This is a genomic window from Acinetobacter baumannii, from assembly GCF_009759685.1.
Classification (GTDB): domain Bacteria; phylum Pseudomonadota; class Gammaproteobacteria; order Pseudomonadales; family Moraxellaceae; genus Acinetobacter; species Acinetobacter baumannii.
Window position 1 is genome coordinate 154,924 of the sequence record NZ_CP046654.1, and the last position, 16,821, is coordinate 171,744.

A 16,821-nucleotide genomic window follows, 5' to 3' on the forward strand; every position below is an offset into this window, starting at 1 on the left:
TTCACTATTGCAATCATTTTTGATTCGCATTAATTAATAAATAACCATAAAAGCGTCACTCGACGCTTTTATTTTTAGGAGAAATTAATGTCTAAGCAAGATTACGAAAATGGATTAAAAGTACGCACAGAAGTGATGGGAGAAGCTTTTGTAAAACGTGCCCAAGAAAATACCGTGCCCTTTACCCAGCCTTTACAAGACTGGATTAATGAACATGCATGGGGATCAACTTGGCAACGTGAAGGTGTGCTGCCACGTAAATATCGCTCATTAATTACTTTGGCAATGTTAACTGCACTCAAATCACCAACAGAACTCAAGGGCCATGTTCGTGGTGCCCTCAACAATGGTTGTACAGTTGAAGAAATTCAGGAAACTTTATTGCATAGCCTACCATATTGCGGCGCCCCTGCTACTCAGGAAGCTTTCCGTGCTGCGCTAGAAGTCATTCAAGATTATCAACAACAATAACTTCAGTATGAGCCAGCATTTTACTGGCTCATTTAAATTTAATTCAATTTAGTCGAATGAATATTTAAATTACGGTCACCAATTACGACAGCCTGACGGCAAATACCTTCTGCTTTACGTTGATTCTCAAAAACTGCTGCCGACATCGGCTCAAAACTATCAAAAAAGCAGATTTCATTTTGATCTATAGAATAAATGAGCGACTGATTCCCTACCCCTTCTAAAGTGTCGTAGTACACAATCACCATTTTTCCATTATGCGTCTCTGTTTGAATATCTTGATAGCTCAGCGCTGGCCCAGTTGGTATTTTTAATATCTTTGCTTCTTTATAGCTCATGCGTTCGCTTGGGCTAATGTTAGGATCATGATCTGAGTGAAATGACACCTCAAAGCCCAACTTTTTTAAAGCAACGGCTAAAGCAATCGTATAAGTTCCTTCATCATCATAGCGGCAAACTTTAATCAGCTCAGCAACATCAATTTGTACTCCATGATGTTGAAGTACCATCCAAACTGCAAAAAGGCCACAGTTCGCTTCGAGATTTGCCAAAGATTCGGGAATATTTAAGGCCATAATTTAGATCTAAAGTCGTAATTACGCAGATAATAAACAAAACTGGATTGGCACTAAAAGCTTTTCCAAGTACAATGTTCCGCTAGTCGAGGGATGCTGCGACAAATGATCGGCACTAAAGATCATTTTGCCAGGCTCGACGATCGGTTAAACACTCGTTTTAACCAACAACGGCATCCGCGAACAGAATGATCAATACTATTTTTTCCTAGGAGATCCTGATGAACGCGGTTAATGCTTCATTTACAGATTACAAAGTTGCTGACATCTCACTTGCTGACTACGGTCGTAAAGAAATCAAACTTGCTGAAGCAGAAATGCCAGCTTTGATCGGCTTACGTAAACGTTATGCAGCGTCTAAACCACTTGCTGGTGCAAAAATTCTTGGTTGTATCCACATGACTATTCAAACAGCGGTTCTTATTGAAACGCTTGTTGAATTAGGTGCTGAAGTTCGCTGGACATCTTGTAATATCTTCTCGACTCAAGACCACGCTGCTGCTGCAATTGCTGCTCGCGGTATTCCAGTTTTTGCTTGGAAAGGTGAAACTGAAGAAGAATATGTATGGTGCCTTGAACAACAAATCAATGTAAATGGCCAACCTTGGGATGCCAACATGATCTTGGATGATGGCGGTGACTTAACTGCTCTTGTTCATGAAAAATATCCTGCTCTTTTAGAGCGCATTCACGGTATTACCGAAGAAACTACAACAGGTGTTCAACGTCTTATCGAAATGTGGAAAGACGGCACTTTAAAAGTACCTGCAATCAACGTAAATGATTCTGTTACTAAATCTAAAAATGACAATAAATATGGTTGCCGTCACTCATTAAATGACGCAATCAAACGTGCAACAGATATGCTTTTATCTGGCCGTCGTGCGCTTGTGATCGGTTACGGTGACGTAGGTAAAGGTTCTGCTCAATCTTTACGTCAAGAAGGCATGATCGTTCGTGTAACTGAAGTTGACCCAATTTGTGCAATGCAAGCATGTATGGATGGTTATGAAGTTGTATCTCCATACAAAAACGGCGTACAAACAGGTAAAAAAGAAGACATTAACCACGATCTTCTTGGCAACACTGACCTTGTTGTAACAACAACCGGTAACTACCATGTGTGTGATGCAGCGATGTTAGACAGCTTAAAAGCTGGTGCAGTTGTATGTAACATCGGTCACTTCGATACAGAAATCGACACGGCTTATTTACGTGGTTACAAGTGGGTTGAAGTTAAGCCACAAGTTCACCAAGTTTATCGTTCAGAAGACGAAAACAACTATCTTATCCTTCTTTCTGAAGGCCGCCTTGTAAACTTAGGTAATGCAACTGGTCACCCATCACGTGTTATGGACGGTTCTTTTGCTAACCAAGTTTTAGGTCAAATTCACTTATTCCAAGAGAAATTTGCCGACCTACCTGCAAGTGAAAAAGCTGCAAAAATTCGCGTAGAAGTTCTTCCTAAGAAACTTGACGAAGAAGTTGCTGCTGCAATGGTTGCAGGTTTCGGTGGTGTACTCACTCAGTTAACTCAAGAGCAAGCTGATTATTTAGGCGTTGCTGTTGAGGGGCCATTCAAATCTGACGCTTACAAATACTAAGAACATAAGGGCAGACGGTGAACCGACTGCCCTTTTTTCTAAAAATGTTTCGCTGTTTACAAGGATTTGACATGACTAAACGTACACCTATTTCTTTTGAGTTTTTTCCGCCAAAAACTGATGCCGGTGCTGAAAAACTTCGTATTGTTCACCAAGAATTACAGCAATTAAATCCAGAGTTTTTCTCGATTACTTATGGTGCTGGTGGTTCTACTCGTGAACGCACACTTGCTGCTATTGAAGATTTCAATGGTAAAGGCACTCCTGTTGCCCCTCACCTTTCTTGTATTGGTGATGATAAGACGCGTATTGCTGAACTACTCGATTTATACAAAGCTCAAGGCATTGACCGTATTGTCGCTTTACGTGGCGACTTACCATCTGGACAGGTTGGTCTTGGTGAACTTCCTTATGCTCAAGATTTAGTACGTTTTATTCGTGAGCACTCAGGCGACCACTTTCATATTGAAGTTGCGGCTTATCCAGAAATGCATCCTCAAGCCGAAAGCCTTGACTCAGATATCCAACGTTTTATTGAAAAAGTACAAGCTGGCGCCAATGCGGGAATTACTCAATTCTTCTTTAATCCAGACTCATACTTTTATTTTATAGAGCGTTTGGATAAAGCTGGAATTAACATTCCAGTCGCTCCTGGTATCATGCCTATTACCAATGCAAGTAATTTAATTCGCTTTGCAGATGGTACTGGTGCTGAAATTCCTCGCTGGATTCGTAAGCAATTACAAGCCTATGGCGATGACAGTGAAAGTATTAAAGCTTTTGGTCATGAAGTTGTTGTTAAGCTATGCGAACGCCTCATTGCAGGTGGTGCACCAAGCTTACACTTCTACTCAATGAACCAAGTCGAACCAACTCGTCAGCTTGTTGTTGACCTTGGTTTAAATTAATTTTGTAAGGCGTGCCCAATGAATCGTTTTTTTATCGAAACTGAACTTACAGTTGGCTCAACAATTCAACTAACTGAATCAGTCTTCCATCATTGGGTACGTGTTTTACGCGCACAATTACAAGAACAAGCTACACTATTTAATGGCCAAGGTGGTGAGTATCTCGCGACATTGACCGAAATTAATAAAAAAAATGCGTTTGTCACTATTGAGAATTTTAATCCTGTAAACCGTAATGCTCCATTTAAAGCCATTCTTGGTCAGGTCATGAGTAAAGGTGACCGAATGGATTATGCCATTCAGAAAGCAACTGAACTTGGTGTCAGTAAGATTCAGCTCTTGACCAGTGAACGTTGCGAAATGCGTTTGAAATATGACCGCGATCAAAAAAAATTAGATCATTGGCAAGCTGTTGCAATTGCAGCATGTGAGCAATGTGGACTCAATTTAGTTCCAGAAGTTCTAGCACCTATTTCTCTTCATGAATGGTTAAACTCATCTGACCTTCCTGCATCTAAATTTGTTTTAGCTCCTGAAAAAGAGCAAAAAGATGTATTGGCAGGGATACAACCTGAACTAGCCCTCTTAATTGGTCCTGAGGGTGGTTTAAGTGACAATGAAATTACGCAAGCCAATCAAGCTGGATTTATGAACTGGTGTATTGGGGACCGTGTATTACGTACTGAAACTGCACCTGTTGTAGCATTATCTATTTTAAATTATCGGTTTTTATCCATATAAACTTATTGAACATTGATTAAATCAACAATTAAAGTTAACTTACTTTTACGGTATGAATATTAATTTAAATTTTTTTCCACTGATAAATCAGATTCTTTCTGTATAAATGTAAAAAAATAGGATAGAAAAATCTTATGTCTGGCCTTCAGGAAGAATATTTACAGCATCAAACAAAAATTGAGCAGCTTCGCCTCTCAATTCAATATATCCGCTGGTATCTTGTTAGCCTAATTTTACTGTGCCTAATTTCAGCTATTATTTTCTTTTGTTACTTTACTTCTTACATTACAAACTTTATTTGGTCAATTGGCTTTACTATTTTAACGCTTACCTGTCTATTATTTGTCCCAAAGCTATTAACACATTATCGTGATATTCATTTCATTAAGAAAACCGATTTAATGCTACAAGGCATTTGTTTGACGTCTGGAATTTTAATGGGAATTAATATCATTGTTCTGCATTTTTCCCTTCCTGACACTTTAATATCTGTTTCTGATGTTCATATCCTGATAGCATTATTTATTACCTCAGCCCACATTATTGGTCTTACATTTTTAACTCAACAACCTCGATATTTTTATTTACTCTTTATTCCAAGTACAGTCCCACTCATTATTGGACAGTTTACTCATTCTCAAATCAACCAACTCCCCTTTTACTTTGCTTATAATTTAGCTTTCGTCGCAACTTTGCTTTGTGCTTATGCAACTCAGCGTAACTATCAAAAAATTTCTCAACTATTATTTAAAAATAAACAACTTGTTCAAGTAGCAGAACAGCATACTCAATGGGCTGAAGAGTTATGTGTACAGCTCCAACAAGAAGTAAATAAATCTAAAGATATTGAAGCACAGCTTCAATTTAATAATCATTTGCTCGAACAAAAGGTTCGGGAAAGGACATATGACCTCACTAAAATGAATGAGAGGCTTGAAAGCCATCATCATAATTTAGCATTTGCACATGAAACAGCAGGTATCCGACCGTGGGATTGGGATATTGAGAAACAAAAATTAGAAATAACGTTTTTTGATCAACAAAAACAAACTCAAAATACTCCTTTACACCTCAAGTCAATTTTAGAGCGCATTCATCCCAATGACCGAAAGTTATTTGATGAACGTTTAAAAGAACACTTGGAAGGAAAATCTGATCACTTCAATATTACCTTCCGTATTCTACGTCGTAATGGTTCGTGGCGTTGGATTCATGACGTAGGACGTGTCATTAGCCGTGATCCTAAAACCAATAAAGCTTTACGTATGGTCGGAATGACCAGAGATATTCATCAGGAAAAAAAAGATCAAGAACATTTGAGACTTTCTGCGATTGTGCTTGAGCAGGCAGCTGAAGGAATTTTTATTCTAGATGAAAAACTCAACTATATTGAAGTTAACCCCTATTATGAGAAATTAACTGGCTTTTCAAAATCTGAATTATTAAGTCAGCAGCTATTTAATATCACAATAAATCAGAAGCTACAGCAACAACAATTTCACGACTCCATTACTCAACAACTTCTAAAAACTGGCGAATATATGGGCCAATTTGATGAAAAGTTTACATCGGGTAAAAGTGTCTATTTATGGCTTCATATTAATGCAGTTAAAGATGAGTACAACCAGATTATTAATTATATTGGTTTTGCACGTGATTTAACCGACCAAAAGCGACAAGAGCAGCATTTATCTTATTTAAAAAACTATGATAGTTTGACTCACCTTCCTAACCGCTTTTACTATTATAATCAATTACATCAATATCTTGTTAATCCATCTTATAGTTTTAAAAATTTGGCTTTAATACGTATTAATATCGATAGATTTAGAGCATTTAATGAGTTTCTAAATAATGATAGTGGGGATGAGTTACTTAAACAATTTGCACAGCGACTACGACTGACCAATATCAATGCAATTTTAGTGGCTTACTTAAACGGCGATGATTTTGCAATTATTTATGAAATATCACCTATTCATCCCAACATTGAGCAATATTGCCAAAATATATTACAAGCTTTAAATGCGCCTTTTTATATTGATGAACAAGAATATTTCATTACAGCTTCTATTGGGGTTGCTTGTTTCCCTGAGCATGGCCGACAAATTGATCATCTCAACAATCATGCCGAACAAGCTTTGTCGGAAGCAAAACGTTTAGGTGGCAATACTATCAGCTATTATTGTAATAAAACTACAAACCCATATAAGACAGCAGACTTAGAACAAGAGTTGCGTAAAGCCATTCAAAATGATGAATTTGTGGTGTATTACCAACCAAAAATTAATTTAAATGACAAATCGATTAAAGGTTTTGAAGCACTCATTCGCTGGCAGCATCCTGAAAAAGGGTTAGTTATGCCAAATATGTTCATTCCTTTTGCTGAACGTAGTAGCCTTATTTCCGATATTGGTAAAGTCGTTTTAGATAAAGTTGGCAAACAGCTACAAGAATGGAAAAAAGCTGGCTATGCCGATGTCCGAGTTTCTGTAAATATTGTTGCTCAACAAATTCATCGAGGTCTTTTACTCAGTGATTTAGACGAAGTTTTAGACACATATCATCTTGATGGTTCAAATTTAGAACTAGAAATCACGGAATCTGCTTTATTAGATAATACTGACAATGTAAAAAAACTATTGCACTCCATTAAAGAACGTAATATTTCAATTGCACTAGATGATTTTGGCACTGGATATTCATCTCTAGCTTATTTAACAGAATACCCAATCGATGTTTTAAAAATTGACCGGGCCTTTGTTTCGAAAATCGGTGATCAAAAACAAGAAGCAATTGTGAATGCGATGATTGCGATGGGTAAAAGCATGGGATTAAAGCTAGTTGCAGAAGGTGTGGAAACCGAAGAACAAGTTATTTATCTACAAAAGCAGCAATGTGATTTTTTACAAGGCTTTTTCTTTAGCCGTCCACTTCATCCAAATCAGATTCTTCAATATCTACAAACAAATACGCATATTTGATAATTGTTTTAACAGTCTATTTTACATGCGCTGGTTTTTCCAAAAATGAGCGTTTTTGACTGTGAGAAATAGAGAAGTAGTGTTATATTCTTTAGCATTTAGCTCACCATGAGGCTATTGGCCATTCGTCTACCTATTATGTTACTTGATATAATTTTGTACATAGTAAGCAGATAAATTACCAACCTTTGTGAGCAACTTGACTAGTTTGCTTTTTTGTATCAATAGAGACTCAGATGGACGATCAATCTTTAAAACAGGCCGCTTTAAATTACCACGAATATCCAAATCCAGGGAAAATCAGCGTCACGCCAAGTAAGCAACTTGTCAACCAACGAGATTTGGCTCTAGCTTATTCACCAGGGGTTGCTGCTCCATGTTTAGAGATTGAACGTGATCCTTCAGCTGCTGCAAAATATACAGCGCGTGGTAACTTGGTTGCTGTTGTCAGTAACGGTACTGCGGTTCTTGGTTTAGGTAATATTGGTCCATTAGCTTCTAAACCGGTAATGGAAGGTAAAGGCGTTCTGTTCAAAAAGTTCGCTGGTGTCGATGTATTTGATATTGAAATTGCTGAAAACGATCCAGATAAAATCGTTGATATTGTTGCTTCATTAGAACCAACTTTCGGCGGTATTAACCTTGAAGATATCAAAGCGCCTGAATGTTTCTACATTGAAAAGAAACTTCGTGAACGCATGAAAATTCCTGTGTTCCATGATGACCAACACGGAACAAGTATTATTGTAGGTTCAGCATTATTAAATGCTCTACAAATCGTTAATAAGAAAATTGAAGAAATCAAAATCGTTGCTTCAGGTGCAGGTGCTGCTGCCCTTTCTTGTTTAGATTTACTTTGTGCTTTAGGCGTAAATAAAGAAAACATCATTGTTGCCGATTCTCGTGGTCTTCTTACAACTTCACGTGAAGGCTTGGATGAATCGAAAAAACGTTATGTACAAGACATTAAAGCGACTCAATTACATGAAGTAATGGCTGGCGCGGATATGTTCTTAGGTCTTTCAGCTGCTGGTATTCTCACCAAAGATATGGTGAAACAAATGGCTGAAAATCCGATTATTTTTGCATTAGCAAACCCAGATCCAGAAATTCTGCCTGAACATGCACATGAAGTACGTCCAGATGTAATCATGGCAACTGGTCGTTCGGACTACCCGAACCAAGTAAACAATGCTTTATGTTTCCCTTATATCTTCCGTGGTGCACTTGATGTAGGTGCTACAACAATTAACGAAGATATGAAAATTGCATGTGTACACGCAATTGCACGTATGGCTCACGTAGAAGCTGACGCAGCTACTTATGGTGAAAAATCTGCTTCATTTGGCCGTGACTACTTAATTCCACGCCCACTTGATCAACGTTTGATTTTAGAAATTGCGCCTGCTGTTGCTAAAGCAGCAATGGATTCAGGTGTTGCAACTCGTCCTATTGAAGATTTCTCTGCATATCGTCAAAAACTTTCTGAGTTTGTTTATAACTCAGCATTCTTGATGAAACCAATTTTTGCTCAAGCAAAAACAGATCCTAAACGTATTGCATACGCTGAAGGTGAAGATGAGCGCGTATTACGTGCTGTTCAAATTGCAGTTGATGAAGATTTAGCTAAACCAATCTTAGTTGGTCGTACAGCAGTCATTGAAGCAAACATCAAAAAATTAGGCTTACGTTTACAACACGGCGTAAATATCGAGATTGTAGATCAAGAACAAAATCCGTTATACGAAGAGTTTTGGAAAGACTACTATCAAACTATGCAACGCAAAGGCATCACTGTTGAATATGCTCAACGTGAAGCTCGCCGTCGTTCAACACTCATTGCTGCACTTCTAGTTAAGTTTGGCAAAGCAGATGGTATGTTATGTGGTACTTACAGTAGCTATAACATTCACCTTGACTTCGTACGCAATGTAATTGGTCTTAAAGAAGGCATGAACAACTTCTTCACGCTTAATGCATTAATGCTTGAAGATCGCAACTTGTTTATTGCTGATACTTATGTAAACACTAATCCGACTGCTGAACAACTTGCTGAAATGACTATTTTGGCGGCTGAAGAAGTACGTCGCTTTGGTATTACACCACGCGTAGCGCTACTTTCTCATTCAAGCTTCGGTAGTGACCAGACAGACTCAAGCGCTCAAAAAATGCGTGAAGTTTATCGTATTTTATCTGAGCAAGCTCCTGAGCTTGAAGTTGAAGGTGAAATGCATGGTGATGCAGCATTAGACGAAAATATTCGTCATTTTGCATTCCCTGGTTCTCGTTTCAAAGGTTCAGCGAACTTGCTGATTATGCCGAACTTAGATGCAGCAAATATTTCGTTCAACTTGTTAAAAGCAACTTCTGGTAACAACGTAACAATTGGTCCAATTTTACTAGGTGCTGCTAAACCAGTTCATATTTTGACTCCGACAGCGACGACTCGCCGTCTTATCAATATGACTGCTTTAACTGTTGCTGAAATTCAACAGCAAGAAAAGTAATTTAGAAACCGCTTTTTACGAAAAGCCTTTCTAATGACTTGAGAAAACCTCTATTCTGTAGCATGATTGCTTGAAGAATAGAGGTTTTTTCATGCAAGTGTATTTAGTAGGCGGTGCTGTTCGAGATTATTTACTTGGGCATCCCTATCAAGAAAAAGACTATGTTGTGGTCGGTGCAACGCCGGAACACATGCTCGCCCAAGGTTTTCAACCTGTAGGCAAAGATTTCCCTGTGTTTCTTCATCCCGAAACCAAAGAAGAATACGCACTTGCACGAACCGAACGAAAGTCTGGACAGGGATATCACGGGTTTCAATTCTTTACTGATACAACCGTTAGTTTAGAAGATGACTTAATTCGTCGAGACTTAACCATTAATGCGATTGCAATGGATCAAGATGGTAAAATATATGATCCATATGGTGGCCAAAACGACTTAGAAAATAAAATTCTGCGCCACGTTTCAGAAGCTTTTGCTGAAGACCCTTTACGGGTATTGCGAGTCGCGCGTTTTGCCGCCCGATATTTCCCATATGGTTTTCAAATTGCGCCAGAGACATTGCAACTTATGCAAACCATGGCAGATTCAGGTGAACTTGATGCACTAACACCAGAGCGCGTCTGGAAAGAAACTTCACGCGCTTTAATGGAAAATCATGCCGATATTTATTTCCAAACTTTGCGTGATTGTGGGGCTTTAAAACATCTTTTCCCTGAGATTGATGCTTTATTCGGTGTGCCTCAACGTCCCGAATATCATCCTGAAGTGGATTGCGGCATTCATACTTTAATGTCATTACAGCAAGCTTGTAAGTCGAACTACTCGCTTGATGTACGTTTCGCTGTTTTAGTGCATGATCTTGGTAAGGCCCTCACTCCAGCCGAGGAACTTCCTCGTCATATCATGCATGAAGAACGTGGAATTAAGCCAGTTACCCAATTATGTGAACGTTTAAGAGTTCCGACACAGACCAAACAATTGGCATTATCAGTGTGCAAAGAACATTTAAAATGTCATCAGATTATGTCCTTGAAACCTGGTACTTTATGGCGTCTATTGCAACGCTTAGATGTTTTACGTCGTCCAGAAAGAGTGGAAGCTTTTGTACAAGCCTGCGAGTGTGATGCAAAAGGCAGATTAGGACTAGAAGATCGTCCATATCCTCAAGCTCAATACATGCGTGAAGCCATGCAAATTGTTCGCTCCATTAAAGTTCAAGATTTACCAGAGAACATTAAGGGTGCTGAAATTGGTGAAATGCTTATTCAATATCGAATTGAAGCTTTAGCTGAATTTAAAAATCAGCATCAAAGTCTTAGTCACTCCTAATAAACAACAATAAAAAAAGCCTCAAAATGAGGCTTTTTTTATTTAGGTTTTAACGTCTTGGAAGCGGAATATACTGAGATTGTGTATTCTGTGCTTTTCGCTCACCTACCGTCACAACATAGTTTTGTTGTTTACCTTCTCTTTCAACCAGAACATTAATTTCGCTATTTGGTTCTTGCAAAGCGACATAATTAATTAAATGAGAAGCTGAAGTGATCGGCTCATTATTCACCTGAACAATTTTATCGCCAACTTTAATCCCCGCAGCATCTGCCGGACCATTTTTTAAGACATCAGCAACAACTACACCCACTTGCTGTTTAGGTGCCAATACATCGTCTTGTGTAGGTGGAAGTAAACTAATACCCAACCAACCACGAACAACACGACCATCTTTTAAAATCGAGTTTAATACTTGCTGACAAACCTTTGCCGGAATCGCGAAGCCAATTCCTAAAGAGCCACCCGATTGTGAGAAAATCGCCGTATTCACACCAATCAAGTTACCAGCCACATCGATTAATGCGCCACCTGAGTTACCTGGGTTAATTGCAGCATCAGTTTGAATAAAGTCTTCATAGGTATTAATACCTAAATCAGAGCGACCGGTTGCTGAAATAATCCCTTGAGTTACAGTTTGCCCTACGCCAAATGGGTTACCAATCGCTAAAACAACATCACCAACTTCATTACCACTGAGCTTAAAAGGCAATACTGGTAATTTATCTAAATCGATTTTAATAACCGCCAAATCTGTATCAGGGTCGGTGCCAACAATTGTAGCTTCTGCTCGGCGTCCATCATGTAATGCCACCACAATCTGGTCAGCTTGAGCAATCACATGATTATTGGTGAGAATGTAACCATCGGCGCGAACAATAACCCCTGAACCTAAACTATTTTCATTTTGCTGTTGTTGCTCAGGAACCTGATTTCCAAAAAATTCACGGAATACCGGATCACTTAATAAAGGATGATTTTGTTTAACTTTCTGGGTCGTAAAAATATTAACTACTGCTGGTGCTGCAACTTTTACCGCAGCACTATAAGACACCACCCCGCCCGTTCGAGAAGTATCAACCAGTGGCTCAACTTTCTCAGCTGGCATTTGCACCCCATCAACTGCAACAGTTGGTTTCGGCTGATGGTATTTTTGCCATGCAATAAAACTGGCAATTACAATAATAAGTAACACCCAAGGTAACCATGTAAAGGTGCGGCGCACGTTCATATCCTCTACGCAAAGAAGTTTTTAATTAAATTAATATATTGAACAAAAAGAGTTTTCAGTTAAGCATTTTAAATTAAATATGTCGATATACATAAAAAAGTCAAAAAAGATTTGTCTAGCTTTAGTTACACAACAAAATATGTTTCTATAGCTTTAGCAACTTTTACTACTCAATTCAGGAAATATCATGGCAAATTTGCATGAAATTATTCAGTGGTGCGACCAAACCTTAAAAGCAGCAGAATTTAAAGATTACGCACCAAATGGCCTGCAAATTGAAGGTTCAACTGAAGTAAAACGTATTCTTTGTGCAGTTACTGCTTCTGAAGATGCAATTGATGCAGCCATTGCTCAGAATGCCGATCTCTTACTCGTACACCACGGTTATTTTTGGAAGGGCGAACCGTACCCAATTACTGGTATGCGAGGTAACCGTATAAAAAAACTTATTCAAAATAATATCTCATTAGTCGCTTACCATCTGCCTTTAGATGCACATCCGAGTTTAGGCAATAATATCGCTATTGCAGAAAAACTAAACTTACAAAATTTAGAACCACTTGATCTAACCGAGAAACATCCAATTGGTAATATCGGTTATTTAGAGCAAACGCTTTCTGTAGAGGAATTTAAAGCAAAACTACAAAACAGTTTTGATTTTAAAGTGATCCATTTACCGGCTGAAAAACAAAGTATTCAAAAAGTAGGCTTCTGTACAGGCGGTGCTCAAGATTTTATTGCTAAAGCTGCTTTACAAAGTTGCGATGCTTATATTTCAGGCGAAGTCAGTGAACGAACTTTTTATGAAGCAAAAGAATTAGGCGTTCATTATTTTGCCTGTGGTCACCATGCAACCGAACGTTATGGGGTTCAACGTTTAGCACAAGCAATTTCAAAACAGTTTGCTATTGAAAGTGAATATTTTGAATTGAATAATCCGATTTAATTAAGTCTTTTTTTCAATCTGTGTTATGCGTATTAATTAGATCTTTATTGTGTATAGTTCTTTAAAAGGCTGCCCTATTGCATCCAGAATCATTTACAATAGAGCCACTTAATTGTATAACCCAGCAAATGCAAGGAATAGGAACATGACAACCATTACTTTACCTGCACTTCCATATGGCTATGATGATTTAGCGCCACATATCAGTAAAGAAACTTTAGAATACCATCACGATAAACACCACAATACCTATGTTGTTAACTTAAACAACTTAATCAAAGGTACTGACCTTGAAGGTAAAACTTTAGAAGAAATCATTAAAGCAACTGCTGGTGATGCATCTAAAGCTGGTATTTTCAACAATGCTGCTCAAGTTTGGAACCACACTTTCTACTGGAACAGCATGAAGCCAAACGGTGGTGGTAAGCCTACTGGCGCAATCGCTGCTAAAATTGACGAAGCTTTTGGTAGCTACGAAAAATTTGCAGAAGAATTTACTGCTGCAGCAACAACTCAATTCGGTTCAGGTTGGGCTTGGTTAGTTGCTGATGAAGTAAACGGTAAACTTTCTATTACTAAAACTTCTAATGCAGACACTCCACTTGCACATGGTCAAATTGCTGTATTAACAATTGACGTATGGGAACATGCTTACTACATCGATTTCCGTAACTTACGTCCTAAATACATCGCAACTTTCTTAGAAAACCTTGTGAACTGGGACTATGCAAATGCAAAACTTGCAGGCCAACCAGCTGGTGTAGAGAAATAATTTTATTTCTTTATAAAAAACCACCCTGTTTTGGGTGGTTTTTTTATTTTTAGTACAACAAAAGCATATTAATCAAGCAAACGATTCATTTTCTTTAATATTCTTATTGACGCTTTTAGATTTCATCCATAAAATGCGCATCAGATTCTCCAATAGCTCAGTCGGTAGAGCGACGGACTGTTAATCCGCAGGTCCCTGGTTCGAGCCCAGGTTGGAGAGCCATCTACTAATCTCCCATAGCTCAGTCGGTAGAGCGACGGACTGTTAATCCGCAGGTCCCTGGTTCGAGCCCAGGTGGGAGAGCCAAGATTCTAAAAGCCCACATTCATTGTGGGCTTTTTCTTTTCTAATCATTTAATATTTTTCTATTATTTTGAATAAAATCAATGTTTCGAATATTTTTAAACCAATCAGTTAGATATTCTCACTAATTCCATTATTAACCCTTGACCTCGCCCCCTTTCCTGCCTAAAATCCCTTTCCAGATTCTCCCATAGCTCAGTCGGTAGAGCGACGGACTGTTAATCCGCAGGTCCCTGGTTCGAGCCCAGGTGGGAGAGCCAAGATTCTAAAAACCCACTCCTTATGAGTGGGTTTTTATTTGTATGATGTCTTCACATGTTCGAATCGAGTCATTTATTTTTTATTATTTTAGGTTGCTTAAGCACCTGTATTTTTCTTCTTGTTTGTTTACGCCCTTATTTATTTCCCAAACAAAAATTCTTTGCCCGTCCTGTTATTACTAATTTTGAAACTCAAATGTTTATACGCTTAAAACAGAGTTTCCCAAGTTATCATGTTCTAGCACAAGTGGCTTTTAGCGCATTAATAACCAGTAATGATTATAAGGTTCGTAGTCAGTTCAACCGTAAAGTCACTGATTTTGTTTTGCTTGATGAAAACATGGAAGTAATAGCCATTATTGAGCTAGATGACCCTACTCACCTTGAGAAAGTCGAAGAAGATCGTCTTCGTGATCAAATGCTCATAGAGGCAGGTTATATCGTAAGACGCTATACAAACATCCCGAGTGTACGCCAGCTACAAAAAGATATTTATTAAAAACTACTGTTATTTCTTGTCAGAATTGGCAGCTTCTTTCTCAGCTATTCTTTTTTCCATTTCTAAACGCTGCTGTTCATATTGTTTCTTATTCTGAGCATCACTTTTTGCAGCCAAAAAAAGTATTCCAATAATCAGAAAAGGAATAAGTAAACCTAATCCCATTAATAACCAAGGAACAGATTTTTTTTCAACAGATTGCTGGCTCATAAGTTCTTCAAACTCAAATAATATCGATTTCAGAATGCGTAACAATATAACAAAAAAGGGCCTTCTTTAAGACCCTTTTAATTTGAATATCTTAAATGCAAAAAATTATTGTGCTATTCCAGTACATTCAACATTCTTACTAGCATCTATTACTGATGGATCAAGCACTATATTTGTTTTAGCTGGCATCTTAGATTGAACAAATTGATAAATTTCAGCATTTCTACATACAATCGCTTGAGTATGAGCAGCCCCTAAAACAGGTACAAATGTCACATCAGTTCCCATTTTTTTAAGACCATTTTGCAGGGCATCTGTGACTGGATATGGTACAGCCATATCAGCAGTACCCTGAACAATCATGACCGGTGAATTAATTTTTTTAGTAGCAGGTTGGTTATCTACCAAGAATTTTTTCACAGTTGGGTTTTCTTGGAAATTACCAGCTAAACCGGGATAATCTAAAACTGTTTTACCGGCATTAGTAGCCAGGAAATCTCGAATATCATCCGCAAATTTATTATGCAAATCGGTTAAACATACACCATTTTCACCTGTAGTCCCCTCTGCGAACTCAGCTATACTTTGAGAACGTTGTTGGAAAATTTCACGATAATTAAATTTAGGCTCATACGCAGTAATACCTACGGTAGTATATGCGGCATATGCAAGAAGCTCAGCATATACTTCTACAGCCGTACCAACAGGTACAGTACCAGCCTGCTCTTTTTTAAGAATATCTTGAATTGCTTGTGGTGCAACTGTAGAAATAATATATCCGAGGCTTGAAGCTGGCGCTCCTGCAACTGCCCCTTTGTAATTAGCATCATTATTAGCAAATTCCGCTGTGCCTAATGAAGCATGTCCACCTTGAGACTGCCCAATCGACATCCATGCACCATTTAACTGATTACCATAATGATCTTTCGCGGCCTTAACAGCAGCTAATGCTGATTTAGCCTCACTTGATAGATTCAAATATGGATGCATTCCCCGGGTGCCCAATCCTTCATAATCTGGGGCAATCACGACATAACCAGCCGCCAACAATGTATCGGCTAAGATCTTAAACCGTGGATTAATTGTATTATTACTTGGTGCACAACTGTCCCCTACACCTACAGTTCCATGTTCCCACACTACTACTCGATAACCATCCTTAGGTTGAGTAACTTTAGGAAACATGACCAGTGCCGTTGCTTGAGCTGTTTTTCCTTGTACATTCTCCATGTTATAGGTCATCACTTTGATAGAGGCAGCACCACTTAAAGTATCTTGAGAATAGTTTTTTTCAGAGATGTACGTTTTATCAGGATTTACTCCAATGTAATCATCATCATCGTCATTACATGCTGTAAGAAATAATGCTGAAATTGATAATGTTATAGCTAAAGCAATTTTTGACCGTTTCATAGAATATCCTTTTTATGTGTTATTTATTCCGCATATTTTTCATGCACAAATATTAAGACATAAAAAA

At 38.2% G+C, this 16,821-nt stretch carries 14 protein-coding genes and 3 tRNA genes; 13 read left to right on the plus strand and 4 right to left on the minus strand.

What is annotated here, in order from left to right; all coding sequences use genetic code 11:
• The first annotated feature begins 87 nt into the window (after positions 1-87).
• Positions 88-471, plus strand: coding sequence for a carboxymuconolactone decarboxylase family protein (locus GO593_RS00910; protein WP_000043118.1), 384 nt, complete (start codon positions 88-90; stop codon positions 469-471).
• Positions 472-509: 38 nt separating this feature from the next.
• Here the strand turns inward: GO593_RS00910 and GO593_RS00915 are convergent, their stop codons facing one another.
• Entirely contained in the window at positions 510-1,046 is a 537-nt protein-coding gene (locus GO593_RS00915; protein ID WP_001196985.1) for a cysteine peptidase family C39 domain-containing protein, read from the minus strand.
• Positions 1,047-1,267: 221 nt separating this feature from the next.
• Here GO593_RS00915 and ahcY point away from each other — a divergent pair, with 221 nt between their 5' ends.
• The 6 genes from ahcY to GO593_RS00945 all read left to right on the plus strand — a co-directional run bounded on the left by ahcY (position 1,268) and on the right by GO593_RS00945 (position 11,120).
• Positions 1,268-2,650, plus strand: a complete 1,383-nt coding sequence (gene ahcY / locus GO593_RS00920) for an adenosylhomocysteinase (RefSeq protein ID WP_000994845.1) — start codon at positions 1,268-1,270, stop codon at positions 2,648-2,650.
• A 71-nt stretch (positions 2,651-2,721) separates the two neighbouring features.
• The gene (gene metF / locus GO593_RS00925) at positions 2,722-3,558 is read left to right on the plus strand and encodes a methylenetetrahydrofolate reductase [NAD(P)H] (RefSeq protein ID WP_000167013.1); all 837 of its coding nucleotides are present in this window, start codon (positions 2,722-2,724) and stop codon (positions 3,556-3,558) included.
• Between the two features lie 18 nt (positions 3,559-3,576).
• Positions 3,577-4,299, plus strand: coding sequence for a 16S rRNA (uracil(1498)-N(3))-methyltransferase (locus GO593_RS00930; protein WP_001078584.1), 723 nt, complete (start codon positions 3,577-3,579; stop codon positions 4,297-4,299).
• A 134-nt stretch (positions 4,300-4,433) separates the two neighbouring features.
• Positions 4,434-7,283 (plus strand): putative bifunctional diguanylate cyclase/phosphodiesterase, encoded by a 2,850-nt coding sequence (locus GO593_RS00935; RefSeq protein WP_000016024.1) that lies wholly within the window; start codon positions 4,434-4,436, stop codon positions 7,281-7,283.
• Between the two features lie 236 nt (positions 7,284-7,519).
• On the plus strand, positions 7,520-9,790 hold the full coding sequence (locus GO593_RS00940) for an NADP-dependent malic enzyme (RefSeq protein WP_000342684.1): 2,271 nt from the start codon (positions 7,520-7,522) through the stop codon (positions 9,788-9,790).
• A gap of 91 nt (positions 9,791-9,881) precedes the next feature.
• Positions 9,882-11,120: a multifunctional CCA addition/repair protein gene (locus tag GO593_RS00945; RefSeq protein ID WP_001198539.1), complete on the plus strand. Its 1,239-nt coding sequence runs from the start codon at positions 9,882-9,884 to the stop codon at positions 11,118-11,120.
• Between the two features lie 49 nt (positions 11,121-11,169).
• Here the strand turns inward: GO593_RS00945 and GO593_RS00950 are convergent, their stop codons facing one another.
• The gene (locus tag GO593_RS00950; RefSeq protein ID WP_001254963.1) at positions 11,170-12,345 is read right to left on the minus strand and encodes a S1C family serine protease; all 1,176 of its coding nucleotides are present in this window, start codon (positions 12,343-12,345) and stop codon (positions 11,170-11,172) included.
• 193 nt (positions 12,346-12,538) lie between these two features.
• On the opposite strand from GO593_RS00950, the gene GO593_RS00955 reads away from it, so the two are divergent.
• The 6 genes from GO593_RS00955 (at position 12,539) to GO593_RS00980 (ending at position 15,131) form a co-directional block, all read left to right on the plus strand.
• Positions 12,539-13,297 carry a Nif3-like dinuclear metal center hexameric protein gene (locus tag GO593_RS00955; protein WP_001284931.1) on the plus strand — a complete coding sequence of 253 codons (759 nt, stop codon included), beginning with the start codon at positions 12,539-12,541 and terminating at the stop codon, positions 13,295-13,297.
• 145 nt (positions 13,298-13,442) lie between these two features.
• Positions 13,443-14,069, plus strand: a complete 627-nt coding sequence (locus tag GO593_RS00960) for a superoxide dismutase (protein ID WP_000208082.1) — start codon at positions 13,443-13,445, stop codon at positions 14,067-14,069.
• A gap of 146 nt (positions 14,070-14,215) precedes the next feature.
• Positions 14,216-14,291, plus strand: a tRNA-Asn gene (locus GO593_RS00965).
• 8 nt (positions 14,292-14,299) lie between these two features.
• Positions 14,300-14,375, plus strand: a tRNA-Asn gene (locus GO593_RS00970).
• Between the two features lie 181 nt (positions 14,376-14,556).
• Positions 14,557-14,632, plus strand: a tRNA-Asn gene (locus GO593_RS00975).
• Between the two features lie 55 nt (positions 14,633-14,687).
• Complete coding sequence (locus tag GO593_RS00980) at positions 14,688-15,131, plus strand: DUF2726 domain-containing protein (protein WP_000464149.1); 444 nt, start codon at positions 14,688-14,690, stop codon at positions 15,129-15,131.
• A gap of 9 nt (positions 15,132-15,140) precedes the next feature.
• On the opposite strand, the gene GO593_RS00985 is transcribed toward GO593_RS00980, so the two are convergent.
• Together GO593_RS00985 and GO593_RS00990 are read right to left on the minus strand one after the other, a co-directional pair.
• A complete protein-coding gene (locus tag GO593_RS00985) occupies positions 15,141-15,341 on the minus strand; it encodes a hypothetical protein (protein ID WP_000082790.1) in 201 nt (66 codons plus the stop codon).
• Positions 15,342-15,446: 105 nt separating this feature from the next.
• On the minus strand, positions 15,447-16,754 hold the full coding sequence (locus GO593_RS00990; RefSeq protein ID WP_000830584.1) for a lipase family protein: 1,308 nt from the start codon (positions 16,752-16,754) through the stop codon (positions 15,447-15,449).
• Positions 16,755-16,821 lie beyond the last annotated feature (67 nt).

Excerpts from the sequence above, each read along its gene's own strand:
- ahcY (WP_000994845.1), top strand. The coding sequence starts at position 1,268 with ATGAACGCGGTTAATGCTTCATTTACAGATTACAAAGTTGCTGACATC.
- GO593_RS00915 (WP_001196985.1), bottom strand. The coding sequence starts at position 1,046 with ATGGCCTTAAATATTCCCGAATCTTTGGCAAATCTCGAAGCGAACTGT.
- GO593_RS00930 (WP_001078584.1), top strand. The coding sequence starts at position 3,577 with ATGAATCGTTTTTTTATCGAAACTGAACTTACAGTTGGCTCAACAATT.
- GO593_RS00935 (WP_000016024.1), top strand. The coding sequence starts at position 4,434 with ATGTCTGGCCTTCAGGAAGAATATTTACAGCATCAAACAAAAATTGAG.
- GO593_RS00990 (WP_000830584.1), bottom strand. The coding sequence starts at position 16,754 with ATGAAACGGTCAAAAATTGCTTTAGCTATAACATTATCAATTTCAGCA.
- GO593_RS00980 (WP_000464149.1), top strand. The coding sequence starts at position 14,688 with ATGTTCGAATCGAGTCATTTATTTTTTATTATTTTAGGTTGCTTAAGC.
- GO593_RS00955 (WP_001284931.1), top strand. The coding sequence starts at position 12,539 with ATGGCAAATTTGCATGAAATTATTCAGTGGTGCGACCAAACCTTAAAA.
- GO593_RS00940 (WP_000342684.1), top strand. The coding sequence starts at position 7,520 with ATGGACGATCAATCTTTAAAACAGGCCGCTTTAAATTACCACGAATAT.
- GO593_RS00910 (WP_000043118.1), top strand. The coding sequence starts at position 88 with ATGTCTAAGCAAGATTACGAAAATGGATTAAAAGTACGCACAGAAGTG.
- GO593_RS00945 (WP_001198539.1), top strand. The coding sequence starts at position 9,882 with ATGCAAGTGTATTTAGTAGGCGGTGCTGTTCGAGATTATTTACTTGGG.
- GO593_RS00960 (WP_000208082.1), top strand. The coding sequence starts at position 13,443 with ATGACAACCATTACTTTACCTGCACTTCCATATGGCTATGATGATTTA.
- metF (WP_000167013.1), top strand. The coding sequence starts at position 2,722 with ATGACTAAACGTACACCTATTTCTTTTGAGTTTTTTCCGCCAAAAACT.
- GO593_RS00985 (WP_000082790.1), bottom strand. The coding sequence starts at position 15,341 with ATGAGCCAGCAATCTGTTGAAAAAAAATCTGTTCCTTGGTTATTAATG.